The sequence below is a fragment of the Pseudomonas sp. AS2.8 genome (genome assembly GCF_014190935.1).
GTDB lineage: Bacteria > Pseudomonadota > Gammaproteobacteria > Pseudomonadales > Pseudomonadaceae > Chryseomonas.
In genome coordinates this window covers 1020116-1045897 of the sequence record NZ_JACHVV010000002.1, presented here as the reverse complement: position 1 = coordinate 1045897, position 25782 = coordinate 1020116, and the positions used below count along the sequence as shown (strand labels likewise).

The window sequence follows — 25782 nt, the reverse complement described above, 5'->3', positions numbered from 1 at the left end:
GAAGGGGACGTGATGAAGCGGCGCGCCACCCTGCTGCAGCGCCTGCACATCGATGGCCCGCTGCTGATCCTGCTGCTGATGCTGGGGGCGACCGGCCTGTTCGTCCTCTATTCAGCGGGCGGGCGCAATCTCGACCTGCTGTTCAAGCAGGCCAGCTCCTTCGGCCTCGGGCTGGTGGCCATGGCCGTCGTCGCCCAGCTCGAACCGCGCTTCATGGCGCGCTGGGTGCCCCTGGGCTACGTGATCGGTGTGGCCCTGCTGGTGGTGGTGGACGTCATGGGCCACAACGCCATGGGCGCCACTCGCTGGATCAACATTCCCGGGGTCATCCGCTTCCAGCCGTCGGAATTCATGAAGCTGCTGATGCCCATGATGATGGCCTGGTACCTGTCCAAGCGCAGCCTGCCGCCCAACTTCAAGCACAGCCTGATCAGCCTGTCGCTGGTGGTGGTGCCCTTCGTGCTGATCCTCGACCAGCCCGACCTCGGCACCGCCATGCTGGTGCTGGCCTCGGGCGGTTTCGTGCTGTTCGTCGGCGGCCTGCAGTGGCGCTGGCTGATCGGCGCGGTGAGCGCCGCGGTGCCCATGGCCGTGGCCATGTGGTTCTTTGTCCTGCACGACTACCAGAAGCGCCGGATCCTGACCTTCCTCGATCCGGAGATGGATCCGCTGGGCGCCGGCTGGAACATCATCCAGTCCAAGGCCGCGATCGGCTCGGGCGGGGTGTTCGGCAAGGGCTGGCTGCTGGGTACCCAGTCTCATCTGGATTTTTTGCCGGAAAGTCACACGGACTTTATCATTGCCGTCCTCGGCGAAGAGTTCGGCATGGTCGGCGTCTGCCTGCTGCTGGTGCTCTATCTGCTGCTGATCGGTCGCGGCCTGACCATCACGGTGCAGGCCCAGACGCTGTTCGGCAAGTTGCTCGCCGGCGGCGTGACCATGACCTTCTTCGTCTATGTCTTCGTCAACATCGGCATGGTCAGCGGCCTGCTCCCCGTGGTGGGCGTACCGCTGCCATTCATCAGCTATGGCGGCACCTCGGTGGTCACCTTGTTCACCGGGTTCGGAGTTTTGATGTCGATCCACACGCACCGCAAGTGGATCGCCCAGGTTTAACACGCAACAAAGAAGGGTTAGATGCCGACAATGGGATGGATGCATCGCTGCCTGCTGAGCCTCGGGCTCGCGGGTACGATGGGCGTGACGACCGGCGTCGTCGCGGGTGACTACGACGCGGCACCGCTGGCGCGCGACTTCATCGCCGAGATGAGTCAGAGCTATGGCTTCGCCCCGGAACAGCTGCAGGCGCTGTTCGGCGAGGTCGAGCGCAAGCAGGCCATCCTCGATGCCATCTCGCGACCGGCCGAGCGGGTCAAGCCCTGGAGCGAATACCGCCCCATCTTCATCACCGATCGGCGCATCGCCCAGGGCGTCGAGTTCTGGAAGGCCCACGAAGAAGCCCTGGCCCGTGCCGAGCGCGAATACGACGTGCCGGCCCAGTTCATCGTCGCCATCATCGGCGTGGAAACCTTCTATGGCCGCAACACCGGCAACTACCGGGTGCTGGATGCGCTCTCGACCCTGGCCTTCGACTATCCGCCGCGCGCGCCCTTCTTCCGCAGCCAGTTGCGCGAATTCCTGCTGCTGGCCCGCGAGCAGCAGGTCGATCCGCTCAGCCTGACCGGTTCCTATGCCGGCGCCATGGGCCTGCCGCAATTCATGCCGGGCAGCTTCCGCGCCTATGCGGTGGACTTCGACGGCGACGGCCACATCAATATCTGGTCCGATCCCACCGACGCCATTGGCAGCGTGGCCAACTACTTCAAGCGCCACGGCTGGTCCGGTCGCGGGCCGACCGCCATCCGCGCCCAGGTCAGTGGCGAGCGGGTGGAGGAGGGCGTGGTGGCCGGCATCGAGCCGGTCAAGAGCGTCGCCGAGTTGCGTGCCCTGGGCTGGAACGCCCAAGACCCTGCCCTGCGTGACGATTTGCGTGTAACCTCGTTCCGCCTCGACGGAGACAAGGGACCGGAGTACTGGATGGGCCTGCCCAATTTCTACGCCATTACCCGATACAACCGCAGCGTCATGTACGCCATGGCGGTGACCGATCTGGCCAATGCCATCGCCGAGCGCCATGCCGCCGAGGGTGCCAAGCCGTGATGCGCCTGACTGCCCTGGCGCGCCTGGCCGGTTGCCTGGGCCTCGGCCTGCTGCTGGTGAGCTGCTCCAGCCAGGCGCCCAAGCCGACCAGCAAGGGCGTGGCCGGGCCGGGTGGCTACCTGCGTCCGCACCGTGACGGCGCGCCCTGGTGGGACGTGGACGTCAGCCGGATCCCCGACGCCGTACCCATGCCCTACAACGGGCCGCTGAAGAACAATCCCTACACCGTGCTGGGCAAGACCTATTTCCCGCTGACCGATTCGCGCAACTACCGCGTGACCGGCACCGCCTCCTGGTACGGCACCAAGTTCCACGGCCAGGCCACCGCCAACGGCGAGACCTACGACCTCTACGGCATGACCGCGGCGCACAAGACCCTGCCGCTGCCCAGCTACGTGCGGGTCACCAACCTGGACAACGGCCGCAGCGTGATCCTGCGCGTCAACGACCGCGGCCCCTTCTATTCCGACCGGGTCATCGACCTGTCCTTTGCCGCCGCCAAGAAACTCGGCTATGCCGAGATCGGCACCGCCCGGGTCAGCGTCGAAGGCATAGATCCGCAGCAATACTGGGCCCAGCGCGGCCAGGCTGTGCCCATGGTGCTGGCCCAGCCGCGCCAGGCGCCGGTGGCCCAGAAGACCACCGAGACCCAGACCTTCGGCGCCATCGAGACCTATACGCCGCCGGTCAACCAGCATGCCGAGCCGGTGACGCCCGCGGCCGTCGACGCAAAAAAAAACGTTTCTGCCCCAGCCGCTGGGCTCTATCTGCAGGTGGCGGCCTTCGCCAATCCGGACGCTGCGGAATTGCTCAAGGACAAGCTCAGCGACCTGACCGGTGCCCCGGTGTTCATCAGTTCGACGGTGCGCAACCAGCAGACCTTGCATCGGGTCCGCCTCGGACCGGTCCAGCCGGCTGAGGTCTCCCAGCTCCAGAACAGCGTACGCGTGGCCCGTCTGGGCCAGGCGTCTCTCGTGCAACCGGATTGAAGCAGGGATGCTTCATGACGCCCAGTCGCCGGCCCCAGCCGTCGTGATCCGCCTCGCGCGGATCGACGTGGACCGAGCGGTCTGGGTCCGCTGCTCCTGCCATACCCCAACCTTTCAGAGATTCGGATGACAATCGCAAAACTCGCTCGACGCCTGCTCCTCCTAGTAACGATCGCCTGTGTCCCGGCCGTCTGGGCGGCCGAGACAATGGTTCCGGCGGCGCCCCAGCTGGCCGCCAAGGCCTGGATTCTCATGGATGCCAACAGCGGCGCCGTGCTCACCGAATCCAACTCCGACCAGCGCCTGCCGCCAGCCAGCCTGACCAAGCTGATGACCGCCTACATCGCCACCCTGGAAATCAACCGGGGTCGCATCAAGGAATCGGACATGGTCACCGTCAGCGAGCACGCCTGGCGTACCGGCGGTTCGCGGATGTTCATCAAGGTCGGCACCCAGGTGTCGGTCGGTGACCTGCTGCACGGCATCATCATCCAGTCCGGCAACGACGCCAGCGTCGCCCTGGCCGAGCACATCGCCGGCAGCGAAGACGCCTTCGCCGACATGATGAACACCACCGCGCAGAAGCTGGGCATGCAGAACACCCACTTCATGGACGCCACCGGCCTGCCGGATCCGAACCACTATTCCTCGGCCCACGACATGGCCATCCTGGCGCGCGCCATCATCAACGCCGATGCCCAGCACTACGCCATCTACTCCCAGAAGGAATTCTTCTGGAACAACATCAAGCAGCCGAACCGCAACCTGCTGCTGTGGCGCGACAAGACCGTCGACGGCCTGAAGACCGGCCACACCGACGAAGCCGGCTACTGCCTGGTGGCCTCGGCCGTGCGCGACGGCATGCGCCTGGTCGCCGTGGTGTTCGGTACCAACAGCGAACAGGCTCGCGCCGCCGAGACCCAGAAGCTGCTGACCTACGGCTTCCGCTTCTTCGAGACCCAGTCCTTCTACAAGAAGGGCACCGAACTGGCCAAGGCGCCGGTATGGAAGGGCGACACCCGCGAAGTCCAGGCCGGTCTGGCCAACGACCTGACCATGACCCTGCCGCGCGGCCAGGCCAAGAAGCTGCACGCCGAGATGGTGCTCAATCCGCAGCTGATCGCGCCCATCGCCCAGGGCCAGGTGATCGGCAAGGTCGAGGTGAAGCTGGATGACAAGGTGGTGCACACCGCCGACCTGGTCGCCCTGCAACCGGTCGAGGAGGGTGGCCTCTTCCGTCGCCTGTGGGATAGCATTCGCCTGTTCTTCTACGGATTGTTCAACTGATCCGTCACCCTGCAAAGGCCCGCATCTGCGGGCCTTTCACCCCCTGCCGACACCGGTCGGCCTGGAAGTCCGCATGACCGAAGACGTTCAACCCCCCAAGATCGAATTTCCCTGCCCGCGCTATCCGATCAAGGTGATCGGCGATGCCGGTGCCGATTTCGCCGAGCTGGTGCTCGACATCGTCCAGCGCCACGCGCCGGATCTGGACCGCGGCACCCTGGTGACCCGCGACAGTCGCAACGGCCGTTTCCTCTCCGTGCAGGTGCTAATCACCGCCACCGGCGTGGACCAGCTGCAGGCCATCCACCAGGACCTGCGCGCCACCGGCCGCGTGCACATGGTGATCTGATGAGCACTCCCGCCCCGGCCAGCCTGGGCGTGCGCCGCTGGGGCCTGCGGCCCTACGAGGCGACCCTGGAGGCCATGCGCCGCTTCACCGACGAGCGCGGCCCGGCCACCCCCGACGAACTCTGGCTGCTGCAGCATCCCGCGGTCTTCACCCAGGGGCAGGCCGGCAAGCCCGAGCACCTGCTCGCCGTGGGCGACATTCCGGTGGTGCAGGTCGATCGCGGCGGTCAGGTCACGTACCATGGGCCCGGTCAGCTCATCGCCTATGTGCTGCTGGATGTTCGCCGCAAGGGCCTGGGCGTGCGAGAATTGGTCAGCGCCATGGAAGACAGCCTGATCGCGCTGCTCGCCGATTGGGGCGTGCAGGCCGCGGCCCGGGCCGATGCGCCGGGTGTCTACGTGGACGGCGCCAAGATCGCCTCCCTGGGCCTGCGCATCCGCAATGGCCGGTCCTTCCACGGCCTGGCGCTCAACGTTGACATGGATCTGGCACCCTTCCGCCGGATCAACCCCTGCGGTTATGCCGGCCTGGCCATGACCCAGCTCCGCGATCTGGTGACCGGGCCACTAGCTTTCGACGAGGTCCGCGAGTCTCTGGTCCGTCACCTGAGTCTGCGCCTGGGCTACCCCGAACCGATCACCCTGGAATCGGATTGACATGACCACTACAGTACAAGACAGCGTCCAGACCCTTACCCCGCCCGCCCGCCCCAGCAAGGTGGAAGCCGGCGTCAAGCTGCGCGGCGCCGAAAAGGTCGCGCGCATCCCGGTAAAGATCATTCCCACCGAGGAGCTGCCGCGCAAGCCGGACTGGATCCGCGTGCGCATCCCGGTCACCCCCGAGGTCGAGCGCATCAAGCAGCTGCTGCGCAAGCACAAGCTCCACAGTGTCTGCGAAGAGGCGTCCTGCCCCAACCTGGGCGAGTGCTTCTCCGGCGGCACCGCCACCTTCATGATCATGGGTGACATCTGCACCCGTCGCTGCCCCTTCTGCGACGTCGGCCATGGCCGGCCGAAGCCGCTGGACGTGGACGAGCCGAAGAACCTGGCGGTAGCCATCGCCGACCTGGGTCTGAAGTACGTGGTGATCACCTCGGTGGACCGCGACGACCTGCGCGACGGCGGTGCCCAGCACTTCGTCGACTGCCTGCGCGAGATCCGCAAGCTGACCCCCGGCATCCAGCTGGAGACCCTGGTGCCGGACTATCGCGGTCGCATGGACGTCGCCCTGGCCATCACCGAGCAGGAGCCGCCGGATGTCTTCAACCACAACCTGGAGACCGTCCCGCGCCTGTACAAGGCCGCGCGCCCGGGTTCGGACTTCGAGTGGTCGCTGGACCTGCTGCAGAACTTCAAGAAGCGCGTGCCCCACGTGCCGACCAAGTCCGGCCTGATGCTGGGCCTGGGCGAGACCGACGAGGAAGTCATCGAGGTCATGCAGCGCATGCGCGAGCACGAGATCGACATGCTGACCCTCGGGCAGTACCTGCAGCCCTCGCGCAACCACCTGCCGGTGCAGCGCTTCGTCCACCCGGATACCTTCGCCTGGTACGCCGAGGAAGGCGCCAAGATGGGCTTCAAGAACGTCGCCTCGGGTCCGCTGGTGCGCTCCTCGTACCATGCCGACCAGCAGGCGCACGGCGCCAAGAAGATCAGCTGATCCTCGCGTCGCAATAAAAAAGGGCAGCCATGGGCTGCCTTTTTTGTGGATAGGCACCTTCACCCCCGCCGATCCGCTTGCAGCTCCCTCTCCCTTTGGGAGAAGGTTGGGGTGAGGGTGCGCCTTCAGCCGCGCAGCACGCCGTCCACCAGCGCCTTGGCTTCTTCCTGGATACGACCCAGGTGGGCTTCGCCCTCGAAGCTCTCGGCGTAGATCTTGTAGACGTCTTCGGTACCGGAGGGACGGGCGGCGAACCAGCCGTTCTCGGTGACCACCTTGAGGCCACCGATGGCGGCGCCGTTGCCGGGTGCCTCGGTGAGGATGGCGGTGATCGGCTGGCCGGCCAGCTCCTTGGCGGTGACCTGGGCGGCGGACAGCTTGCTCAGCCGAGCCTTCTGCTCACGGTCGGCGGCGGCGTCGATGCGCTGGTAGACCGGAGCACCGAAGCGTTCGGTCAGGGCCTGGTAACGCTCGCCCGGGTCCTTGCCGGTCACGGCGGTGATTTCCGCGGCCAGCAGGCCGAGGATGAGGCCGTCCTTGTCGGTGGACCAGGCGCCGCCTGCCTTGCGCAGGAAGGAAGCCCCGGCGGATTCCTCGCCACCAAAGCCCAGGCTGCCATCCAGCAGGCCGTCGACGAACCACTTGAAGCCTACCGGCACTTCCACCACCTGGCGGCCAATGCCGTGGGCGACGCGGTCGATCATCGAGGAGGACACCAGGGTCTTGCCGATGCCGGCCTGCTGGCTCCACTGCGGACGATGGGTGAAGAGGTATTCGATGGCCACTGCCAGGTAGTGGTTGGGATTGAGCAGCCCCACCGAGCGGGCGACGATGCCGTGGCGGTCATGGTCGGTGTCGCAGGCGAAGGAGACGTCGAATCTGTCCTTGTTCTCGATCAGGCCGGCCATGGCGTGGGGCGAGCTGCAGTCCATGCGGATCTTGCCGTCCCAGTCCAGGCGCATGAAGCGGAAGGTCTGGTCGACGCGGGTCGACAGCACCTCCAGCGGCAGGCCATAGCGCTCAGCGATGCGCGGCCAGTAGTGCACCCCGGCGCCGCCGAGGGGGTCGACGCCAAAGGTCAGGCCGGAGCCGCGGATGGCGTCCAGGTCGATGACCTGGCCCAGGCCGCCGACATAGCTGTCGAGGAAATCGAATTTATGGGTGGTGGCGGCCTTGAGCGCCTGGCGGTAATCCATCCGCTTGACGCCGTCGAGACCGGCCACCAGCAGGGCGTTGGCGCGGTCCTGAATGCTCTTGGTGACGTTGGTGTCGGCTGGCCCACCATTGGTAGGGTTGTACTTGAAGCCGCCATCGGCCGGCGGATTGTGCGACGGGGTGATGACGATGCCGTCGGCCAGGCCCGAGCTGCGGCCGGCGTTGTATTCGAGGATGGCATTGGACAGCGCCGGCGTGGGGGTATAGCCCGGCTCGCCGTTGGTCTCGGCGCAACCGGCGTCGATACGGACTTCCACGCCGTTGGCGGCGAGCACTTCCAGGGCGGAGATGAAGGCCGGCTCGGACAGCGCGTGGGTGTCCATGCCCATGAACAGCGGGCCGTCGACGCCCTGGGCCTTACGGTATTCGCAGATGGCCTGGGTGATGGCGAGGATGTGCCACTCGTTGAAGCTGCCCTTGAGCGAGGAACCGCGGTGCCCGGAGGTGCCAAAGGCCACCTGCTGACCCGGATCGCTGGGGTCGGGGCGATCGCTGTAGTAGCGCGCCACCAGGCGCGGCAGGTGGGTCAGGGTGTTCTCGTCGGGGAGGCGTCCTGCGTTGGGAGCGAGCGTCATGAAAGCGTCCTGTATACGTCGGAAAGAGGCAGCGGTCGGGCACAGGCCCGGGTCTGAAGGGTCACCGTGGCACGGCGACCCTTCAATTACGCCCATAGACCGTGCTGCCCGTCGAAGGTGCAGCCTACACCGGCTGGACCTGGCAGCACTGTGACGGGTTCAGCCAAGATAGCCCAAGCGCAGCAGATAATGCAGGACGGCGTAGGCCCCCAGCAGCAGCAACCCGCCAAAGAACAAGCGGCGAAACAGATGCTCCTTGAGGCGCTGACGCACGCGCTGGCCTAGCCACATGCCGGCGAGAGCGGGTAGCAGTAGCAGGCTGGAAGCACCCAGGCGCTCGACCGCCAGCGCCTCCTGCCACCAGAGGCCCATCAGCAGGGCCAGGGTGGCGACGGTGAAGCTCAGCCCCAGGGCCTCGATCAGCTGTTCCTTGTCCAGCGCCAGACTCTGCAGATAGGGCACCGCCGGCAGCACGAAGACACCGGTCATGCCGGTGATCAGACCCGTGACGAAACCCACCAGCAGAGCGACCTTGCCCTCATGACAACCTGGCGCGGGCAGGCGCCAGCCCGCCCAGCCGATCAGGCCATAGGCGACCAGCACCGCGCCCAGCGCGGCAGCGAGTCCGGCGCCATCGCCCCCGGTCAGCAGCGGGATGCTGAGCAGGGTGCCCGGCACCAGGGCCAGTTGCAGCGGCAACAGACGTTTGAACGTCCGCCAGGGCGAGGGGCCGGCGCAGAATTGCCAGACGTTGGTGAGCAGGGAGGGAATCAGCAGCAGGGCGGCGGCTTCGGCGGGTGTCATCAGCAGTGCCAGCAGACTCATGGCGACGGTGGGCAGGCCCAGGCCGAGCACGCCCTTGGTCAGCCCCGCGAGCACGAAGATCAGGATACAGAGCAGCAGGGTCATGGTCGCCTCCTCGGGTGGAGGCGTTACCATGGATTTCAGGACCGCAGGTGAGAAGCCGGGATTGGCGAAGGCTGCCTACGGTCGGCACAGAGGCTCTCCGGCGATGCGCTACGACCTGCTCGACCTGCGTCTGTTTCTCCACGTCGTGGCGGCGCGCAGCATCACCCTGGGCGCCGAGCGGAGTCACCTGGCGCTCCCTTCCGCCAGTGCCCGCATCAAGGCGCTGGAAGACCGCCTGGGAACGCGGCTCCTGATCCGCCACGCGCGTGGCGTCCGTCCCACCCCGGCCGGCCTGACCCTGGAGCGCCATGCCCGGGCGGTCCTGTTGCGGCTGGAGGAAATGGACCAGGACCTCACTGGCGCAGTGGCGGACAGCCGTACCTGGGTACGGCTGTTGGGCAACGGTGCCGCGGTGATGGAGCATCTGGATGAACCCCTGGCCGATTTCCTCCAGGCGCAGCCCAGGGTGGACGTGGACGTCGAGGAACTGCCTAGCTCACGCATTGTGCTGGCGCTCCGCGAAGGTCGCGCCGACCTGGGAATTTTCATGGCGGCGCCGGGTTTGGAGGATCTGCAGGTCCGGCCCTTCCGCGATGATCCTCTGGTGCTGGTCGCGGCGCCGGGTAGCGTGCCTTTGAAGGATGGCGAGCGGGTCGATTTCGCGCGATTGCTCGAGCAGCCCTTCGTCGGCCTGTCTCGCGGCAATGCCTTGCAGCTCCATGTGGAAGCCCAGGCGGCGCAGTGGGGCCGGGAACTGGCGATCCGCATTCGGGTACCGAGTCCGATCCAGGCCTGTGCCCTGGTCGCCCGTGGCCTGGGCGTGGCCATCCTGCCGGCCGCGAGTCTGCTCCGCGCAGGACCGGGCCTGGCGCTGGCCTGTCATCCGCTGAACGATGCCTGGGCGCGTCGTGACCTGGTGGTGGGTTGCCGGGATTTCAACGAGCTGTCGCCGGCGGCGGCAGCCTTGCTGGAGGTGCTGGAGCAGGTCGGAAGGTAGGGTGTCGAAGCGTGCTGATCGGCGACCCGGTCTCGGTTGAGATACGGGTCGCCAGCAGGCGTCAGCCGCGCAGTTTGTCCAGCAACTGATGATTGGGATAGCCGTCGGCCGGCCAGCCCTGGGACTGCTGGTAGGCGCGGATGGCTTTGCGGGTGTTGGCGCCGATGATGCCGTCGGCGCTGCCCGGATCCAGGCCCAGGGCGGCCAGGCGCTGCTGCAGTTCGACGCGCTCGCTGCGGCTCAGCGGCAGGTCATCGGTGGGCCAGCTGCCGGCGATCTGGCCGGCGTCGCGATAGCGCTCCGAGAGCAGCGCCACGCCCAGGGCATAGGAGCTGGAGTTATTGTACTTGAGGATGGTGCGGAAGTTGTTGAACACCAGGAAGGCCGGGCCGCGATGGCCGGCGGGCAGCAGCAGCGAGGCGCTGTCGCTCGGCTGGGCGGCCGGTTGCGGCAGGCCGAGGCCCTGGATGCCCAGGGCGTTCCACTCGGCCAGGCTCTTGCGCACGCCCATATCGGCCAGGCTGTAGTCGAAGTTGGCCGGTACCCGGACTTCGTAGCCCCAGGGCTTGCCGTCCTGCCAGCCGGAGGCCTTGAGGTAGTTGGCGGTGGAAGCCAGGGCATCGGCGGTGGAGCCCCAGATGTCGCGGCGACCGTCGCCGTCGAAGTCCACCGCGTACTGGTCGTAGGTGGTGGGGATGAACTGGGTCTGGCCCATGGCGCCGGCCCAGGAACCGATCATGCGGTCGGCGGTGACGTCACCGTGCTGCAGGATGCCGAGCGCGGCGATGAGCTGGTCCTGGGCGAAGTCCGGGCGGCGACCTTCGTAGGCGAGGGTGGCCAGGGAGCGGATGACGCCCTTGTTGCCCATGTTGTTGCCGTAGTTGCTCTCCATGCCCCAGAAGGCCACCAGACGCGCGGGCTCGATGCCATAGCGGGCTTCCAGGGAGGCCAGCAGCCCGGCCTGCTGGATCAGCAGACTCTTGCCATTGCGCACCCGCAGGGGCGAGACGGCGGATTCCAGGTATTCCCAGACCGGCTTGGTGAATTCCGGCTGGCTGCGATCGGCGGCGATCACCGCCGGATCGGGTTGCACGCCAGCGAAGGCCTGGTCGAAGGTGGCGGCGGATATGCCCCGGCCCAGGGCCAGGGCGCGGAAACGGCTGCGCCATTGCTCGAAGCTTTCGTCCGGCTGCGGCATGGCCTCAGCCGTCGAGGCGGGGGCGTTCGCCGCGGGTGCGGGTTTGGACGAGGAGGGCGAAGAGGGCGCCGCGGTGGGCGTCGTCGGAGTCTGGGCGCAGGCGGCCAGGGCGGCGGTCAGCAGGGTGACCAGGGTTCCGGCGAGGAGGCCGCCGGTCTTGAATCCGCGGGTTTTCCCGAATTGCATCTGTCTCCACCGGACGTCTAGGCAGGAAGGCTCACCTTAGCACGGCCCGGGTCCCGACGTCTGTCAGGCGTCTGCGTGCAGCTTTCAGGCGGCCAGAAAGACCGAAGCCTTCTCGTCTTGCAACGAGAAGGCTTCGCGGCGGTAGCTGCCTTTGCCCTTGGCGGGTTTTTCCTGGCGAGGGCGATAGCGGGGATCGCTGACGAGGACCTTGGCCTTGTTGGGGCCGCGACTGTACTTCTTGGCCATGCGTGCGTGCTCCTGGGGTTGGGGATTCCCCCTTGATGGGGGCGCGCCAGTCTATTGCAAGGGCCGGGCATTGCAAGCACCGGCCAGCGCTAGGACCTGGGCAGGGCCAGCCGCTTGCCGGCGAGCGTCAGCGCCAGGCTGGCCAGGGTCAGCCAGACCTCGCCAGGCGCCTGGCCCTTGATCTGTTCGTCGGCGACCTGGGCCTCGCGCAGCAGGGCTTCCAGCCGACGTGCCCCCTGGCGCTGCAGGGCGCGGCTGACCAGTGGGCGCCGCTTGTCCCACACCGGCGGCTTGACCTGGGTGAAGGCGCGTTCCAGCGGCGTGCCGCTTTCCTGCAGATGGGCCAGGTTGGCCAGCAGGCGCAGTTCCCGGGCCAGAGCCCAGAGCACCACGGCGGCTTCCACGCCTTCGCCGCGCAGGCCTTCGAGGATGCGCAGGGCATGCTCCGCATCGCCGGCCAGGGCGGCATCCAGCAGGCCGAAGACGTCGTAACGGGCACTGTCGGCCACCGAGGCGCGTACGGTCTCGGCATCCACCTGGGAGCCTTCGATGAGCAGGCGGAGCTTTTCGATCTCCTGGGCCGCGGCCAGCAGATTGCCTTCCACCCGCTCGGCGATCAGTTCGACCGCTTCGGGGGTGGCGGCCAGCCCCAGGCGCGCCAGGCGCTGGTTGATCCACTGCGGCAGCTGCGCCAGTTCCACCGGCCAGATCTGCACGAATTGCGCCTGCGGGTGCTCCAGCAGGGCCTTGGCCCATTTGGTCTTCTGGGCGGCGGCATCGAGGCGCGGCAGGCTGATCAGCAGCAGGGTGTCTTCGGCCGGGCGGGCCAGGTAGTCGAGCAGGGCGGCGGAGCCCTTGTCGCCCGGCTTGCCGGTGGGCAGGCGCAATTCGAGGATGCGTTTCTGGGCGAACAGCGAGAGGCTGGCGCCGGCCTCGTAGAGACGACCCCAGTCGAAACCGGCATCGACGTCGAAGACCTCGCGCTCGTCGAAGCCCTGGGCGCGGGCCGCGCCGCGAATCGCATCGCTGGCTTCTTGGCAGAGCAGGGGCTCATCGCCGCTGACCGCATAGACGGCGGCCAGCGAGCCCTGGAGCTGCTTACCGAGCTGGTTGGCGTTGAGTTTCATGCTGAACCGGAATGGCAAACCGGAGCCTTGCGGCTCCAGGTGCGGCGCTTAGCGCGCGGGGGTGGGGATTTCGATCGGCGACTGCTGCGGCGGGGCGGACTCGCGGGCGCGGCGGTCGGCGTCGGCCTTGGCGGCGGCGCGGGCATCGGCGTCACGCTGCAGCTTTTCCAGGCGCTCGGGAGTCAGGGCCTGCAGGCGGGCGGCCAGCTGCTGTACCAGTTCGCGGCGCATCTCGCGGCGCAGCTGGTCCTTCTGCTGTTCGGAACCGACGATGTTGTTCTGGTCGGTCACGTAGTAGCGCTGGGTTTCCAGGTAGTCGCTGACCAGTACCGCCTGGTTCTTGCCGATGATGGTATAGGGCTGACGGGTGGTCAGCTCGACCTCGGCACTGCGGGCGCCGCTGGTGTAGCTGGCGGTGCGCTCGCTCTGGGCTTCGCCGCCCAGGTCCAGGGTGTAGGGTGCGCCCGAGGTGACCCGCACATGGGCGTCGTCCAGCATGTCGCGGACGTCCTTGATGGTCTGGCCGTAGGCATCGCGCGCCGTGAGGTTCAGTTCGGTGAGGCTCAGGCGGGTTTCGCCGGTGCCGCGCAGCTGGAAGCCGCAGGCGGTCAGCAGGGTCGCCAGGCCGACTACCGCAAGGCCGGGGAGAATCCGTTTCTTCATCTGTTGTCTGCTCCGTTCGCGTGTCTTAGTTGGCGACGATGTTGACCAGTTTACCCGGGACCACGACGACCTTGCGGATGGTCAGACCCTCGGTGAAGCGTGCCACGTTCTCGTTGGCGCGGGCGGCGGCCTCGATGGCCTCGCGGCTGGCGTCGGCCGGTACTTCGATCTGGCCGCGCAGCTTGCCGTTCACCTGGATGACGATCTGCAGGCTGTCCTGCACCAGGGCGCTTTCGTCCACCTGCGGCCAGCGGGCATCGATGACCGCATCGCTGTGGCCCAGCTGCTGCCAGAGACCGTGGGCGATGTGCGGGGTGATGGGCGCCAGCAGTAGGGTGACGGCCTCCAGGCCCTCCTGTAGCAGACGGCGATCGGTGTCGCTGTCCTGGGCGGCCTTTTCCAGCACGTTCATCAGGGTCATGACCGCGGCGATGGCGGTGTTGAATTTGTGATGCTGACCGATATCCTGGCTGGCCTGGCGGATGGCCAGGTGGATGGCGCGACGCACCTCCTTCTGGGCCGGCGACAGCTCGCCGAGGGCGCCGGCGCTCGGCAGGCCCTGGGTGACGTGGGCCTGGGCCAGACGCCAGACGCGGCGCAGGAAGCGGCTCGCGCCCTCGACGCCGGAGTCGGACCATTCCAGGCTCATGTCCGGCGGCGAGGCGAACATCATGAACAGCCGGCAGGTATCGGCGCCGTACTGGTCGATCATCGCCTGGGGATCGACGCCGTTATTCTTCGACTTGGACATCTTCTCGACGCCGCCGATTTCCACCGGCTGGCCGTCGCTCTTCAGGCGCGCCCCGATCACCTTGGCCTTGGCATCGCGCTCCACCTCGACATCGGCCGGGTTGAACCAGTCCTTGCTGCCGTTGGGCAGGGTGCGGTAGTAGGTCTCGGCCACCACCATGCCCTGGGTCAGCAGATTCTCGAAGGGCTCGTCGGAATCGATCAGGCCCTGGTCGCGCATCAGCTTGTGGAAGAAGCGCGAGTAGAGCAGGTGCAGGATGGCGTGTTCGATGCCGCCGATGTACTGGTCGACGGGCAGCCAGTAGTTGGCTTCTTCCTTGTCCAGCATGCCGCCGGTGAAGTTCGGCGAGGCATAGCGGGCGAAGTACCAGGAGCTTTCGACGAAGGTGTCCATGGTGTCGGTTTCGCGACGCGCCGGCTGGCCGTTGCGCGGATCGACGGTCTCGTAGAATTCCGGCATGCGCGCCAGGGGCGAGCCGGCGCCGTCCGGCACCACGTCCTCGGGCAGCACCACCGGCAGCAGGTCGGCCGGGACCGGGATGTCGATGCCGTCGTCACCGTGGATGATCGGGATCGGGCAGCCCCAGTAGCGCTGGCGGCTGATGCCCCAGTCGCGCAGGCGGAACTGAGTGCGCGGCTGACCCAGGCCCTTGGCCTGCAGGTCGGCGCCAATCGCGTCGAAGGCGGCGTCGTAGGCGAGGTTGTCGTAGGCGCCGGAATTGATCAGGAAGCCTTCCTTGCTGCCGTACCAGTCCTTCCACTGCACCGGGTCGAACTGGTAGCGCTCGTATTCCGCGGGGCTGTAGTCGTCCGGGTTGGCCAGCACGCGGGTGGCCTCGGCGGTATCCACCACCTGGACGATGGGCAGCTGGTACTTGTTGGCGAATTCGAAGTCACGCTCGTCGTGACCGGGCACGGCCATGACCGCGCCGTCGCCGTAGTGCATCAGCACATAGTTGGCGACCCACACCGGCAGGCGCGCGTCGGTCAGCGGATGGCGGACGAACAGGCCGGTGTCCAGGCCCTTCTTCTCTTGGGTGGCGATGTCGGCTTCGGCGACGCCGCCGCGCTTGCACTCGTCGATGAAGGCCTGCAGCTCGGCATTGCCCTGGGCGGCCTGGGTGGCCAGCGGGTGTTCGGCGGCCACGGCGACATAGGTGGCGCCGAGCAGGGTGTCGGGGCGGGTGGTGAAGACCTTCAGGGTGCCTTCGGCGCCGATGCTGTCCTGGTCATAGGGGAATTGCACCTCCATGCCGCGGGATTTGCCGATCCAGTTGCGCTGCATGGTCTTGACCTGCTCGGGCCAGCCGGGCAGGCCGTCGAGGGAGGTCAGCAACTCTTCCGCATAATCGGTGATGCGGAAGTAGTACATGGGGATCTCGCGCTTCTCGATCAGCGCACCGCTGCGCCAGCCGCGGCCGTCGATGACCTGCTCGTTGGCCAGTACGGTCTGGTCCACCGGGTCCCAGTTCACCGTGCCGTTCTTGCGGTAGATGATGCCCTTCTCGAACAGCTGGGTGAACAACCACTGCTCCCAGCGATAGTAGTCGGGCTTGCAGGTGGTGACCTCGCGGGACCAGTCGATCGCCAGACCCAGGCTCTGCAGCTGGGACTTCATGTAGGCGATGTTCTCGTAGGTCCACTTGGCCGGGGCCACGCCATTCTTCATGGCGGCGTTTTCGGCGGGCATGCCGAAGGCGTCCCAGCCCATGGGCTGCAGGACGTTCTTGCCCAGCATCCGCTGGTAGCGGGCGATGACGTCGCCGATGGTGTAGTTGCGCACGTGCCCCATGTGCAGCTTGCCGCTGGGGTAGGGGAACATCGACAGGCAGTAGAACTTCTCCTGGCCCGGGCGCATGGTGGCCTTGAAGGACAGATTCTGGTCCCAGAAGGACTGGGCGGCGGCTTCTATTTCGCGGGGCTGATAGTGTTCGTGCATGGGCGTGTCGAGGGCTGCAGAGGCGTTTGATCGAGCCGCCAAGCATACATGACCCCCCGAGCGCGGGGAAATGTCCCGGTCCGCCGCTTGTTTCGCACTCTGGGGGAGGCAGGGTTGGAAGGGCCGTACTAGGCTGTTCAAACGTCCGTTCAATTACCCGGGAGGATGACCGCCATCATGGGAAAGTTTCGACGCGAGTCCGAAAAGCTGCCCGTCGACGTGCGCCTGCAACGACGCCTGGCGCTGGCGCTGGATGAGGCGGTTACCCAGGAACGCCTCTATGACAGCGCCAACGGGGAAGTCGAGGTGCAAGGCCTGAGTCCGGCCGAATATGCCCTGGTCAAGCGCTGGCTGGCGCGCCATCAGACGACCGATGCCGCCCTGGCCTGCTGCCTGGGTTGTGGCCGGGTCCAGCCGGCGGGTGCCTTCTGCTCCCTGTGCCAGGGTCGGCAACTGCTGGCCGAGAGTCCTTCTGCCCCGGTCGGCGCTCCCCTACACTAGGCGCCGCCGCGACCCGGAGGTCGCCCCCGACCGGAGGGACCATGGGTCTGCGCTATTTCTTCAAGCAATTGCTGCTGCCCCCGGGCGGCCTGCTGCTGCTCCTGCTGCTGGGCTGGTGGTTGCGTCGTCGTTATCCGCGCCTGGGCCTGGCCTGCTTCCTGGGTGGTCTGCTGGGCCTCTGGGCCAGCACCCTGCCGGCCGTGGTGGAAACGGGTGGGCGCCTGCTGGAGCGCGATGCCGCGCTGCCCGAGGCGCGCTGGGCGGACCTCGCGCAGCAGGCCGACGCCATCGTGGTGCTGGGGGCCGGTCGCGAGGTGGACGATCCGGGCTGGGCGGGCGATGCCGCCAGTCACCTGGCGGTGGAACGACTGCGCTATGCGGCGCGGCTGGCCAAGGCCAGCGGCCTGCCGGTGCTGATCACCGGGGGTTCGCCCCATGACCGCCCGCTGAGCGAGGCGGCGCTGATGACCGAGGTGATGGAACGCGACCTGGGGGTGCCGGTGCGCTGGCAGGAAGGTGCCAGTCGCACCACCTGGGAAAACGCCACCCTCAGTGCGCCACTGCTGCGCGAGGCCGGGGTGAAGCGGGTGGTGCTGGTGACCCAGGCCTATCACATGGCGCGTTCACGCTGGTGTTTCGAACGGCAGGGCTTCGTGGTGGTGGCCGCGCCCATGGGCTTCATCGGCGTCGCCAATGCCCGGCCCTTTGGTGGCTGGCTGCCGGAAGCCAAGGCGGTCGAGCAGACCGCCCAGCTACTCAACGAGGCCGCTGGGCTGTTGCTCTATCCGCTCGCCTATCGCTAATGCTCGCCTAGCTCTGGGTGACCACCAGCGGCGCCTCTTCCGGACTATCCTGCCGACGCAGCAGCAGGCCCCACAGCAGCACCAGGGCGGAAAAGATCGCCAGCGGCCAGAGTCGGTAGTGCAGATAGGGCGTCAGGCCATCCATGGGGACCACGGTGCCCTGCAGCACGCCGACCTCGAAGGCCGGGATCTGCCGGCTGATGCGACCGAAGGGGTCGACCAGGGCGGTGATGCCGTCGTTGGTGACCCTGACCATCCAGCGACCGCTTTCCAGGGCACGCATCTGCGCCATCTGCAGGTGTTGCTTGGGACCGATGGACTTGCCGAACCAGGTGTCGTTGCTGATGGTGAGCAGCAGTTGACTCTGGGCCGCCAGGTCGGCGACGAATTCCGGATAGACCACCTCGTAGCAGATGTAGGGCGCCACGCGGTAGCCCTTCACCAGGAGCGGCTGCTGGTGCTCGGGGCCACGGACGAAGTCGGACATGGGCAGATCGAAGAAGCCGATCAGGCCGCGCAGGTATTCCTGCAGCGGCACGTATTCGCCAAAGGGCACCAGCTTCTGCTTGTAGTAGGTGCCCGAGCCGTTGCCGACCGCGGTGATGCTGTTGAAGTAACGCGAATCGCCGTCGGCGTCGCGTTCCCGCGCGGGCAGGCCGGTCACCAGGGCGCCGCCATGGGCCGCCACCTGGGCACCTTCGGCGGCGAGGAAGTCACCGACGTATTCGCGCAGCACGGGAATGGCATTTTCCGGCCAGACCACTAGGTCGGCATCGCCTTGCTCGGCGGTGCGGTCCCGGTAGAGCGCCAGGGTGGCGCGGGCGTGGTCGGGATTCCACTTGAGTTCCTGGGCGATGTTGCCCTGGACCCCGGCGACCTTGAGCGGCGTGCCGGCGGGTTGCGTCCAGACCTGGCCCTTGAAGACATCACCGGCCACCCACGGCAGGGCCAACAGCACCAGGCTCGCGACCAGGGCGAGCGGCCGCATGATCAGGCGCGGGGCGTTGACCAGCAGCGCCGCGGTAAAGGCCAGCGCGGCCGAGATCAGCCAGACGCCACCCAGCGGCGCCAGGCCCTGCAGGGGGCCGTTGAGCTGGCTGTAGCCGAGCAGCAGCCAGGGAAAGCCGGTCAGCGCCCAGCTGCGGAACAGCTCTAGGGCGAACCAGAGGCCGGCAAAGGTCAGGGCGTCACCCAGCGGTGCCTGGTTGCGTCTCAGGCACAGTGCCCAGAGTCCGGCGGGCAGGGCGAAGAACAGCGCGATGCCGGCGCAGAAGCCCACGGTGAGAAAGAGCGCCAGGGGGACCGGCGCGGCGCCATAGGTGTGGATGCTGACGTAGATCCAGCTGGTGCCGGCGAGAAAGGCGCCGAAGCCATAGCACCAGCCGCGCAGCAGGGCGCGCCAGGCACCGAGACCCTTGAGGCCCAGGTAGAAGAGGCCGGCGGACAGCAGTGCCAGCGGCCAGATGTTGAAGGGGGCCAGCGCCAGGGGCGTGAGGGCACCGGCGAAGAGCGCCAGAAGGTTGCCCTTCCAGCCGGGTTGAGAGATCCAGCGCATCGAAAATCCTTGGTCCGATCGAGGCTGCGCAAGCTTACTCGTCGCCGCGAGGGAGTGCCAAAGGCGCGTGCGGGGGAGCGAGCTGGATCGCAGTTGGAGAGGGGAATGGAGCGTGTCGCGGTGCGAGCGTCCCGTAGGTTGGGTTGAGACGGCTCCCTCGTCGAAGCCCAACAGTATCGACCTCGAAGCAAGGCCTGTTGGGCTTCGCTGCGCTCAACCGAGCCTACGGGGGGCCGTAGGTTGAGACCGACCCTCACCCCAGCCCTCTCCCGGAGGGAGAGGGGGCAAGAGCGGCTAGCGGTTGACCGGGGTCACGCGCAGCAGGTGGATGCGGCGGCCGTCGGCGTTGAGCACGCGGAAGCGGAAGTCGTCGATCACCGTTTCCTCGTTGCGCTTGGGCAAATGGCCCAGGCGATTCATCACCAGACCACCGGCCGTGTCGGCCTCGGCATCGGCGAAACGGGTTTCCAGGGTCTCGTTGAGCGTCTCGATGGGGGTGAGCGCCTTGACCACGAAGTCGCCATTGGGCAACGACTTGATGAAGCTCTCTTCCTCCACGTCATGCTCGTCCTCGATCTCGCCGACGATCTGCTCCAGCACGTCCTCGATGGTCACCAGGCCGGCGACGCCGCCGTATTCGTCCACCACGATGGCCATGTGGCTGTGGGTCGAACGAAATTCCCGCAGCAGTACGTTGAGGCGCTTGGACTCGGGCACGAAGGTGGCCGGGCGCAAGGCGGTCTTGAAGTCGAAGACCCGTGCAGAGTCCAGCAGCAGCGGCAGCAGGTCCTTGGCCAGCAGCAGGCCGAGCACGTCGTCGGGGCCCTCGCCGATCACTGGATAGCGGGAGTGCGCCGCCTCGATCACCGCCGGCAGGAATTCCGCCGGGGTCTGGTGGGCACGGATGCTGATGATCTGCGAGCGCGGCACCATGATGTCGCGCACCTGCAGGTCGGCCACGGAGATGGCGCCTTCGACGATGGACAGCACCTCGCTGTCGAGCACCTTGTTCTCGTGCGCCTCGCGCAGCAGCTCCAGCAGTTCCTGGCGACTCTTGGGTTCATGGGCAAAGGCCTGGACGATGCGTTCCAGCCAGGAACGATGCCCAGTGCCTGATCGATCTTCGTTCATGTGTCTGTCATTCACCGTAGGGATCGGGGTAGCCCAGTTCAGCGAGCAATTGGCGTTCCAGGTCTTCCATCTCCTCGGCTTCGTCATCTTCCAGATGATCGTAGCCGAGCAGGTGCAGGCAGCCATGGATGACCAGGTGCGCCCAGTGCGCCGCGGCGGGCTTGCCTTGCTCGGCGGCCTCGCGGGCCACCACGGGGGCGCAGATCACCAGATCGCCGAGCAGGGGGATATCGAGGAATTCGTCCGGCACGTCGGCCGGAAAGGACAGCACGTTGGTGGCGTAGTCCTTGTGCCGCCAGGTGCGATTCAGCTCGCGGCCTTCGTCTTCGTCCACCAGGCGGATGGTGAGTTCCGAGTCGCCCTGGCGGGCGCGCAGGGCCAGTTCACACCAGCGGCGTAAGTCCGGCTCCTCGGGGAGGTCGGCCGCCTCGCTGGCGACCTGGACGTCCAGTTCAATCGCCATGGCGACCCTCTCCCTGAGCGCGCGGCTTGTCCTGCAGCGCCTCGAAGCGGTCGTAGGCCTCGACGATGCGCTGCACCAGCGGGTGGCGCACCACGTCCTTGGATTCGAAGTGGGTGAAGCCGATGCCGGGCACATCGCGCAGGACCTCGATGACGTGCTTGAGGCCCGACTTGGTGCCGCGCGGCAGGTCGACCTGGGTGACGTCGCCGGTGATCACCGCGGTGGAGCCGAAACCGATCCGGGTCAGGAACATCTTCATCTGCTCGAGGGTGGTGTTCTGACTCTCGTCGAGAATGATGAAGCTATTGTTGAGGGTGCGGCCGCGCATGTAGGCCAGCGGCGCGACCTCGATGACCTGGCGCTCGATGAGCTTGGCCACCTGCTCGAAGCCGAGCATCTCGTAGAGGGCGTCGTACAGCGGGCGCAGATAGGGGTCGATCTTCTGCGCCAGGTCGCCGGGCAGGAAACCGAGCTTCTCGCCGGCTTCCACCGCCGGGCGCACCAGCAGGATGCGGCGGATCTGCTCGCGCTCCAGGGCGTCCACGGCGCAGGCCACGGCCAGATAGGTTTTGCCGGTACCGGCCGGGCCGATGCCGAAGTTGATGTCGTGATCGAGGATCGACTTGACGTAGCGCTGCTGGTTGGCGCCACGCGGGCGGATCATGCCCTTCTTGGTGCGCAGGGCCACGCTGGTGTCGCCGCCGCTGCGGTGCTCTTCCTGGAGGGCTTCCAGACCGGATTCCTGCAGGTAGAGGTGGACCAGTTCCGGGGCCACCGCGGTACCGCTGGCGGTCTCGCGATAGAGGCGCTGCAGGAGGTTCTGGGCCGCGCGGGTGCGCTCGGGATCGCCGACCAGTTCGAACTGGTTGCCGCGATTGCGGATCTCGATGCCGAGACGGCGTTCGAGCTGGCGCAGATTTTCATCGAGCTGGCCGCACAGGTTGGCGAAACGGTCGGCATCGAAGGGTTCGAGGGTGAAGTGCTGGAGCGTCTGGGGGGTATTCAAGGTGTGCTGGGAAACCCTTTGGATTGGCTTTACGAAAACTTGACGTAGCTTGAGAGTAACCTGCGTCGCGCCCTTGGCAAAGGGCGCGTGCGACCATCCATCAGGCCAGCGCGACGGCGACGGGCGGGCGCGCACCGCTGGCGACGGGGGCCAGCAGGGTGCCGCGCAGGGAGTGCGGCAGGGCCTCGTCGATGTGCACCTGGACGAACTGGCCGATCAGGCTGGCATCGCTGCAGCGGAAGTTGACGATGCGGTTGTTCTCGGTGCGGCCCTGCAGCATGCCGGGATCGCGCTTGGAGAAATCGCTGACCAGGATGGTCTGGATGCTGCCGGCCATGCGCCGGCTGATCTCGAAGCCCTGCTGGTGGATGCGCGTCTGCAGGATCTGCAGGCGCTGCTTCTTGAGCTCGTCGGGGGTGTCGTCGACCAGGTCCGCCGCCGGGGTGCCGGGGCGGGCGCTGTAGATGAAGGAGAAGGAAAAGTCGAAACCGACGTCCTCGATCAGCTTCATGGTCTGCTCAAAGTCCTTCTCGGTCTCGCCGGGGAAGCCGACGATGAAGTCCGAGCTGATGCAGATGTCGGGCACCGCCGCCTTGAGCCTGCGGATGCGCGACTTGTATTCCAGCGCCGTATGGTTGCGCTTCATGGCCGCCAGGATGCGATCCGAACCGGCCTGCACCGGCAGGTGGACGAATTTCACCAGCTCGGGGATCTCGGCGTGGGCCTGGATCAGGGCGTCGGAGAATTCCAGCGGGTGCGAGGTGGTGTAGCGGATGCGGTCGATGCCATCCACAGCCGCCACCACATAGAGCAGTTCGGCGAAGTCGGCGATGCGCCCGTCGCCGGTGGCGCCGCGATAGCCGTTGACGTTCTGGCCCAGCAGGGTCACCTCGCGCACGCCGTGCTCGGCGAGGTGGATGATCTCGGCGAGGACGTCGTCCAGCGGCCGGCTGACCTCTTCGCCACGGGTATAGGGCACCACGCAGAAGGTGCAGTACTTGCTGCAGCCTTCCATGATGGAAACGAAGGCGCTGGGACCGTCGATGCGCGGCTCGGGCAGGCGATCGAACTTCTCGATCTCGGGGAAGGAGATGTCCACCTGGGGCGCCCGGGTGGTGCGTGCGGCGTCGATCATCTCCGGCAGGCGATGCAGGGTCTGGGGCCCGAAGACCACGTCGACATAGGGCGCGCGGTCACGGATGGCGGCGCCTTCCTGGCTGGCCACGCAACCGCCGACGCCGATCACCAGGTCGGGATTCTCCAGCTTGAGTTCGCGCCAGCGACCGAGCTGGGAAAACACCTTTTCCTGCGCCTTCTCGCGGATCGAGCAGGTGTTGAGCAGGATGACATCGGCCTCGGCCGGATTCTGGGTGACTTCCAGCGGCTCCCGTTCGCCGAGCAGGTCGACCATGCGCGACGAATCGTATTCGTTCATCTGGCAGCCATGGGTTTCGATATAGAGCTTCTTGGACATGCGCGGCAGGGAGTCGGTGGCGAGTGGACCGCGCATTATAATGATGGCCTTCGGGACGGGGAAGAGCCGCCCGGAAGGCGGTCGGTCTAGGCCTGGGCGGCGCCCTCCGGCAGCCGGGCGATGACCTTGATCTCGAAGCGAAAGCCGGCCAGCCAGGTGGCGCCGACCGCGGTTACCGTGGGGTAGGGCGCCGTGCCCCAGTGCTCCAGCAGCACCGGCCAGATGCGTTCGAAGCTGGCTTCGGCATCGACCATGAACAGGGTGACGTCCACCACGTCGGCGAAGGAAGCGCCGGCCGCGGCGAGGACGGCGTCGAGGTTGGCGAAGGCCAGGCGGACCTGGTTTTCCAACTCCGGCTCGGGAGAGCCATCGGCGCGGCTGCCGACCTGCCCGGAGACGAAGAGAAAGCCGTTGGAACGGATGGCCGGCGAATAGCGGTGCTGTTCGTAGAGGGCGTGGCGCTGGGCGGGAAAGACGACGTCGCGGGTCATGGTGGGGCTCCGGTGGAAATGGGTGGGGCCACCTTAGGCGTCGCCCGCCAGGGGATAAACCCGGTCCGGCGGTCAGCATTGTTTGTACAATCCAAACAATCCCCTGTGGAGGAATCGGCATGGATCTGTTCGCCGCGATGCAGACCTTCGTGCGGGTAGTGGAAGCCGGCAGCTTCACTCGCGCAGCCGAGACCCTCGGCAGCAGCCGCACCCGCGTCACCCAGCAGGTGCAGCAGCTCGAAGCGCACCTGCAGGTGCGCCTGCTCAATCGCACCACCCGGCAGGTGCAGGTCACCGCCGACGGTGCGGCCTACTACGAGCGGTGCCTGGGCGTGCTGGCGGCGGTGGACGATGCCGAGACGGGGCTTTCGGTGGCCACCCGCACGCCCCGCGGGCGCCTGCGGGTGGACGTGCCCAGTCCGCTGGCGCGGCTGATCCTGATCCCGGCCCTGCCGGACTTTCTCCAGCGCTATCCGGACATCCAGCTCGAGCTGGGCGTCAGCGATCGCCAGGTGGATCTGATCGGCGACAACGTCGATTGCGTGATCCGCGGCGGGCGCATCCGCGAGCAGTATCTGGTGGCTCGGCCATTGGGGGCGCTGCGGCTGGGCTGCTATGCCGCGCCGGCCTATCTCGCCGCCCAGGGCACGCCGGTTCATCCCGCCGAGCTGGCCGAGGCGCCGCACCGGGTGGTGCGGTTTCTCTGGGGGGCGGGCAAGGGCTTTCCCTATGCCCTGCAGCGCGGCGCCGAGCGCCTGGAACTGCAGAGCCGGCACAGCCTGGAGGTGGACGACGGCAACGCCTGCCTGGCGGCGGGGCAGGCCGGGCTCGGGGTAGTCTGCCTGCCGCACTATCTCGCGGTGGCGGCCATCGCCCGTGGCGAACTGGTCAGGCTGTTTGCGGACTGGCAGGTGGCACCCATGCCGCTGTATCTGGCCTTCGCGCCCAACCGTCACGTCAGCGCCAAGTTGCGGGTCTTCATCGACTGGGTGAGCGCGGTGGTCGCCGAGCGCGCCTGGCTGGAAACCCCTGGCGACGGCTGACGGGAATCGCGGCCGGCATGCTATGCTCGCCGCCCTCTTTTCACCGTCGAAACCCGCCTCCGCCATGAGCTCATCCCCCAGCAAGCCGGCCATCTACAAGGTCATCTTCGTCAACCAGGGTCAGGTCTTCGAGATCTACGCCAAGCAGATCTTCCAGAGCGATCTCTGGGGCTTCCTGGAGATCGAGGAGCTGGTGTTCGGCGAGCGCACCCAGGTGGTGGTGGATCCGAGCGAGGAAAAGCTCAAGGCGCAATTCGAAGGCGTGGTGCGCAGCTTCGTGCCCATGCATTCGATCATCCGCATCGACGAGGTGGAGCGTCTGGGCCAGCCCAAGATCAGCGAGGCCAAGGGCGGCACCAATGTCATGCCGTTTCCCATGCCGATGCCCGACAAGCCCTGACCGCGTACGTCGTCAGTTCTGCGGCGGCTGGAAGGGATTGAGGTTGCCCGCGGTCTGCATGTCCTGCAGATAGTCGCGGAAGATCTGGCCCAGCACCTGGGTGGCCATCTCCAGCTCGTCACGGCGCATCTGGGCGCTGACCAGATCGGCGGTGTCCATGGCTTCGTCGTTGCCATTGATGGCGGCCATCTTCAGCACGATGTAGGCCTGGATGTTGTTGGGCGGTACGCCCTCGCCACGAAAGAACATGTTGCCGAGGCGATTCTGCGCATCGGCATTGCCCTTGAGCGAAGCCTGCTCGAACCACTGGCGCGCCTGGTTGAGATCTTTGGGCGTCTGCTTGCCTTCGTAGTAGAAGTCGCCGAGTTCGTACTGCGCCTGGGAATCGCCGTCGTGGGCGATCTGCTGGCAGCGGGCGATCGCCTGCGCCAGGGCTTCGTTGGCCAGATTCAGGTTGCAACGGCTGGTGCTGGGGACGAGCAGCGAATTGCCTCCGGCCAGGGCGACCAGGGGCATCAGAATCAGGGCTGCGCACAGGGTACGGCCAGCGCGGTGCATGAAGCGCCTCCACAAGCGAGGCAGGTTCAGAGAACCCGGTCGGCGAAACGCGCCGACATCTCATTATGGGTCAAGCCGACGCACGCTTTCAAAACCTTTACGCGCAAC

At 66.8% G+C, this 25782-nt stretch carries 26 protein-coding genes; 12 read left to right on the top strand and 14 right to left on the bottom strand.

From position 1 onward, the window contains the following. The first annotated feature begins 12 nt into the window (after positions 1 to 12). The 7 genes from rodA (at position 13) to lipA (ending at position 6444) form a co-directional block, all read left to right on the top strand. Positions 13 to 1116, top strand: coding sequence for a rod shape-determining protein RodA (rodA, locus tag FHR73_RS11750; RefSeq protein WP_133863160.1), 1104 nt, complete (start codon positions 13 to 15; stop codon positions 1114 to 1116). A gap of 21 nt (positions 1117 to 1137) precedes the next feature. Continuing rightward, complete coding sequence (gene mltB, locus FHR73_RS11745) at positions 1138 to 2160, top strand: lytic murein transglycosylase B (RefSeq protein WP_183631284.1); 1023 nt, start codon at positions 1138 to 1140, stop codon at positions 2158 to 2160. Continuing rightward, positions 2160 to 3149: a septal ring lytic transglycosylase RlpA family protein gene (locus tag FHR73_RS11740; RefSeq protein ID WP_160923786.1), complete on the top strand. Its 990-nt coding sequence runs from the start codon at positions 2160 to 2162 to the stop codon at positions 3147 to 3149. The genes mltB and FHR73_RS11740 overlap by 1 nt, the downstream gene beginning before the upstream one ends. Positions 3150 to 3275: 126 nt before the next feature. Beyond that, complete coding sequence (locus tag FHR73_RS11735) at positions 3276 to 4436, top strand: D-alanyl-D-alanine carboxypeptidase family protein (protein ID WP_133863156.1); 1161 nt, start codon at positions 3276 to 3278, stop codon at positions 4434 to 4436. Between the two features lie 73 nt (positions 4437 to 4509). Next, a complete protein-coding gene (locus FHR73_RS11730) occupies positions 4510 to 4785 on the top strand; it encodes a DUF493 domain-containing protein (RefSeq protein WP_183631282.1) in 276 nt (91 codons plus the stop codon). Next, complete coding sequence (lipB, locus tag FHR73_RS11725) at positions 4785 to 5441, top strand: lipoyl(octanoyl) transferase LipB (RefSeq protein ID WP_183631280.1); 657 nt, start codon at positions 4785 to 4787, stop codon at positions 5439 to 5441. The genes FHR73_RS11730 and lipB overlap by 1 nt, the downstream gene beginning before the upstream one ends. 1 nt (position 5442) lies before the next feature. After that, positions 5443 to 6444, top strand: coding sequence for a lipoyl synthase (gene lipA, locus FHR73_RS11720; protein ID WP_183631278.1), 1002 nt, complete (start codon positions 5443 to 5445; stop codon positions 6442 to 6444). 125 nt (positions 6445 to 6569) lie between these two features. Here lipA and pgm read toward each other — a convergent pair whose 3' ends face one another. Next, complete coding sequence (gene pgm, locus FHR73_RS11715) at positions 6570 to 8234, bottom strand: phosphoglucomutase (alpha-D-glucose-1,6-bisphosphate-dependent) (RefSeq protein WP_183631276.1); 1665 nt, start codon at positions 8232 to 8234, stop codon at positions 6570 to 6572. Between the two features lie 159 nt (positions 8235 to 8393). Next, positions 8394 to 9143, bottom strand: coding sequence for a sulfite exporter TauE/SafE family protein (locus FHR73_RS11710; protein ID WP_183631274.1), 750 nt, complete (start codon positions 9141 to 9143; stop codon positions 8394 to 8396). Between the two features lie 103 nt (positions 9144 to 9246). On the opposite strand from FHR73_RS11710, the gene FHR73_RS11705 reads away from it, so the two are divergent. Then, complete coding sequence (locus FHR73_RS11705) at positions 9247 to 10140, top strand: LysR family transcriptional regulator (protein WP_183631272.1); 894 nt, start codon at positions 9247 to 9249, stop codon at positions 10138 to 10140. A 61-nt stretch (positions 10141 to 10201) separates the two neighbouring features. Here the strand turns inward: FHR73_RS11705 and FHR73_RS11700 are convergent, their stop codons facing one another. The 5 genes from FHR73_RS11700 to leuS all read right to left on the bottom strand — a co-directional run bounded on the left by FHR73_RS11700 (position 10202) and on the right by leuS (position 16249). Next, positions 10202 to 11524, bottom strand: coding sequence for a lytic murein transglycosylase (locus tag FHR73_RS11700; RefSeq protein ID WP_183631270.1), 1323 nt, complete (start codon positions 11522 to 11524; stop codon positions 10202 to 10204). Between the two features lie 84 nt (positions 11525 to 11608). Next, positions 11609 to 11770: an alternative ribosome rescue factor ArfA gene (arfA, locus tag FHR73_RS11695; RefSeq protein WP_158896189.1), complete on the bottom strand. Its 162-nt coding sequence runs from the start codon at positions 11768 to 11770 to the stop codon at positions 11609 to 11611. Between the two features lie 89 nt (positions 11771 to 11859). Continuing rightward, positions 11860 to 12897 (bottom strand): DNA polymerase III subunit delta, encoded by a 1038-nt coding sequence (holA, locus tag FHR73_RS11690; RefSeq protein WP_183631268.1) that lies wholly within the window; start codon positions 12895 to 12897, stop codon positions 11860 to 11862. Between the two features lie 48 nt (positions 12898 to 12945). Further along, positions 12946 to 13560 (bottom strand): LPS assembly lipoprotein LptE, encoded by a 615-nt coding sequence (gene lptE / locus FHR73_RS11685; protein ID WP_183631266.1) that lies wholly within the window; start codon positions 13558 to 13560, stop codon positions 12946 to 12948. A 25-nt stretch (positions 13561 to 13585) separates the two neighbouring features. After that, positions 13586 to 16249 (bottom strand): leucine--tRNA ligase, encoded by a 2664-nt coding sequence (gene leuS / locus FHR73_RS11680; RefSeq protein WP_183631264.1) that lies wholly within the window; start codon positions 16247 to 16249, stop codon positions 13586 to 13588. A gap of 177 nt (positions 16250 to 16426) precedes the next feature. Between leuS and FHR73_RS11675 the strand changes: the two genes are divergently transcribed. Together FHR73_RS11675 and FHR73_RS11670 are read left to right on the top strand one after the other, a co-directional pair. Next, on the top strand, positions 16427 to 16750 hold the full coding sequence (locus FHR73_RS11675; RefSeq protein ID WP_260175677.1) for a hypothetical protein: 324 nt from the start codon (positions 16427 to 16429) through the stop codon (positions 16748 to 16750). Between the two features lie 41 nt (positions 16751 to 16791). After that, positions 16792 to 17553 carry a YdcF family protein gene (locus FHR73_RS11670; protein WP_183631260.1) on the top strand — a complete coding sequence of 254 codons (762 nt, stop codon included), beginning with the start codon at positions 16792 to 16794 and terminating at the stop codon, positions 17551 to 17553. Between the two features lie 7 nt (positions 17554 to 17560). On the opposite strand, the gene lnt is transcribed toward FHR73_RS11670, so the two are convergent. The 6 genes from lnt to FHR73_RS11640 form a co-directional block, all read right to left on the bottom strand. Continuing rightward, positions 17561 to 19108, bottom strand: coding sequence for an apolipoprotein N-acyltransferase (gene lnt / locus FHR73_RS11665; protein ID WP_183631258.1), 1548 nt, complete (start codon positions 19106 to 19108; stop codon positions 17561 to 17563). A 294-nt stretch (positions 19109 to 19402) separates the two neighbouring features. Further along, positions 19403 to 20239 (bottom strand): HlyC/CorC family transporter, encoded by an 837-nt coding sequence (locus FHR73_RS11660; protein ID WP_183631256.1) that lies wholly within the window; start codon positions 20237 to 20239, stop codon positions 19403 to 19405. Positions 20240 to 20246: 7 nt separating this feature from the next. Next, positions 20247 to 20702: an rRNA maturation RNase YbeY gene (ybeY, locus tag FHR73_RS11655; protein WP_183631249.1), complete on the bottom strand. Its 456-nt coding sequence runs from the start codon at positions 20700 to 20702 to the stop codon at positions 20247 to 20249. Next, positions 20692 to 21708, bottom strand: coding sequence for a PhoH family protein (locus tag FHR73_RS11650; RefSeq protein ID WP_183631247.1), 1017 nt, complete (start codon positions 21706 to 21708; stop codon positions 20692 to 20694). Before FHR73_RS11650 ends, ybeY begins: the two co-directional genes overlap by 11 nt. 100 nt (positions 21709 to 21808) lie before the next feature. Continuing rightward, positions 21809 to 23182, bottom strand: coding sequence for a tRNA (N6-isopentenyl adenosine(37)-C2)-methylthiotransferase MiaB (miaB, locus tag FHR73_RS11645; protein WP_183631570.1), 1374 nt, complete (start codon positions 23180 to 23182; stop codon positions 21809 to 21811). Between the two features lie 86 nt (positions 23183 to 23268). Beyond that, a complete protein-coding gene (locus FHR73_RS11640) occupies positions 23269 to 23673 on the bottom strand; it encodes a RidA family protein (RefSeq protein WP_183631245.1) in 405 nt (134 codons plus the stop codon). 119 nt (positions 23674 to 23792) lie between these two features. Here FHR73_RS11640 and FHR73_RS11635 point away from each other — a divergent pair, with 119 nt between their 5' ends. After that, the gene (locus FHR73_RS11635) at positions 23793 to 24716 is read left to right on the top strand and encodes a LysR family transcriptional regulator (protein WP_183631243.1); all 924 of its coding nucleotides are present in this window, start codon (positions 23793 to 23795) and stop codon (positions 24714 to 24716) included. Between the two features lie 64 nt (positions 24717 to 24780). Further along, entirely contained in the window at positions 24781 to 25116 is a 336-nt protein-coding gene (locus FHR73_RS11630) for a DUF1820 family protein (protein WP_007159644.1), read from the top strand. Positions 25117 to 25128: 12 nt separating this feature from the next. Here the strand turns inward: FHR73_RS11630 and FHR73_RS11625 are convergent, their stop codons facing one another. Next, positions 25129 to 25674: a tetratricopeptide repeat protein gene (locus FHR73_RS11625; protein ID WP_027597185.1), complete on the bottom strand. Its 546-nt coding sequence runs from the start codon at positions 25672 to 25674 to the stop codon at positions 25129 to 25131. Between the last annotated feature and the right edge of the window lie 108 nt (positions 25675 to 25782).

Excerpts from the sequence above, each read along its gene's own strand:
- lipA (WP_183631278.1), top strand. The coding sequence starts at position 5,443 with ATGACCACTACAGTACAAGACAGCGTCCAGACCCTTACCCCGCCCGCC.
- leuS (WP_183631264.1), bottom strand. The coding sequence starts at position 16,249 with ATGCACGAACACTATCAGCCCCGCGAAATAGAAGCCGCCGCCCAGTCC.
- pgm (WP_183631276.1), bottom strand. The coding sequence starts at position 8,234 with ATGACGCTCGCTCCCAACGCAGGACGCCTCCCCGACGAGAACACCCTG.
- FHR73_RS11640 (WP_183631245.1), bottom strand. The coding sequence starts at position 23,673 with ATGACCCGCGACGTCGTCTTTCCCGCCCAGCGCCACGCCCTCTACGAA.
- FHR73_RS11710 (WP_183631274.1), bottom strand. The coding sequence starts at position 9,143 with ATGACCCTGCTGCTCTGTATCCTGATCTTCGTGCTCGCGGGGCTGACC.
- FHR73_RS11705 (WP_183631272.1), top strand. The coding sequence starts at position 9,247 with ATGCGCTACGACCTGCTCGACCTGCGTCTGTTTCTCCACGTCGTGGCG.
- lnt (WP_183631258.1), bottom strand. The coding sequence starts at position 19,108 with ATGCGCTGGATCTCTCAACCCGGCTGGAAGGGCAACCTTCTGGCGCTC.
- arfA (WP_158896189.1), bottom strand. The coding sequence starts at position 11,770 with ATGGCCAAGAAGTACAGTCGCGGCCCCAACAAGGCCAAGGTCCTCGTC.
- FHR73_RS11740 (WP_160923786.1), top strand. The coding sequence starts at position 2,160 with ATGCGCCTGACTGCCCTGGCGCGCCTGGCCGGTTGCCTGGGCCTCGGC.
- FHR73_RS11670 (WP_183631260.1), top strand. The coding sequence starts at position 16,792 with ATGGGTCTGCGCTATTTCTTCAAGCAATTGCTGCTGCCCCCGGGCGGC.
- rodA (WP_133863160.1), top strand. The coding sequence starts at position 13 with ATGAAGCGGCGCGCCACCCTGCTGCAGCGCCTGCACATCGATGGCCCG.
- FHR73_RS11700 (WP_183631270.1), bottom strand. The coding sequence starts at position 11,524 with ATGCAATTCGGGAAAACCCGCGGATTCAAGACCGGCGGCCTCCTCGCC.
- FHR73_RS11625 (WP_027597185.1), bottom strand. The coding sequence starts at position 25,674 with ATGCACCGCGCTGGCCGTACCCTGTGCGCAGCCCTGATTCTGATGCCC.
- ybeY (WP_183631249.1), bottom strand. The coding sequence starts at position 20,702 with ATGGCGATTGAACTGGACGTCCAGGTCGCCAGCGAGGCGGCCGACCTC.
- holA (WP_183631268.1), bottom strand. The coding sequence starts at position 12,897 with ATGAAACTCAACGCCAACCAGCTCGGTAAGCAGCTCCAGGGCTCGCTG.
- FHR73_RS11630 (WP_007159644.1), top strand. The coding sequence starts at position 24,781 with ATGAGCTCATCCCCCAGCAAGCCGGCCATCTACAAGGTCATCTTCGTC.
- miaB (WP_183631570.1), bottom strand. The coding sequence starts at position 23,182 with ATGTCCAAGAAGCTCTATATCGAAACCCATGGCTGCCAGATGAACGAA.
- mltB (WP_183631284.1), top strand. The coding sequence starts at position 1,138 with ATGCCGACAATGGGATGGATGCATCGCTGCCTGCTGAGCCTCGGGCTC.
- lipB (WP_183631280.1), top strand. The coding sequence starts at position 4,785 with ATGAGCACTCCCGCCCCGGCCAGCCTGGGCGTGCGCCGCTGGGGCCTG.
- FHR73_RS11730 (WP_183631282.1), top strand. The coding sequence starts at position 4,510 with ATGACCGAAGACGTTCAACCCCCCAAGATCGAATTTCCCTGCCCGCGC.
- FHR73_RS11635 (WP_183631243.1), top strand. The coding sequence starts at position 23,793 with ATGGATCTGTTCGCCGCGATGCAGACCTTCGTGCGGGTAGTGGAAGCC.
- FHR73_RS11675 (WP_260175677.1), top strand. The coding sequence starts at position 16,427 with ATGGGAAAGTTTCGACGCGAGTCCGAAAAGCTGCCCGTCGACGTGCGC.
- FHR73_RS11735 (WP_133863156.1), top strand. The coding sequence starts at position 3,276 with ATGACAATCGCAAAACTCGCTCGACGCCTGCTCCTCCTAGTAACGATC.
- lptE (WP_183631266.1), bottom strand. The coding sequence starts at position 13,560 with ATGAAGAAACGGATTCTCCCCGGCCTTGCGGTAGTCGGCCTGGCGACC.
- FHR73_RS11660 (WP_183631256.1), bottom strand. The coding sequence starts at position 20,239 with ATGAACGAAGATCGATCAGGCACTGGGCATCGTTCCTGGCTGGAACGC.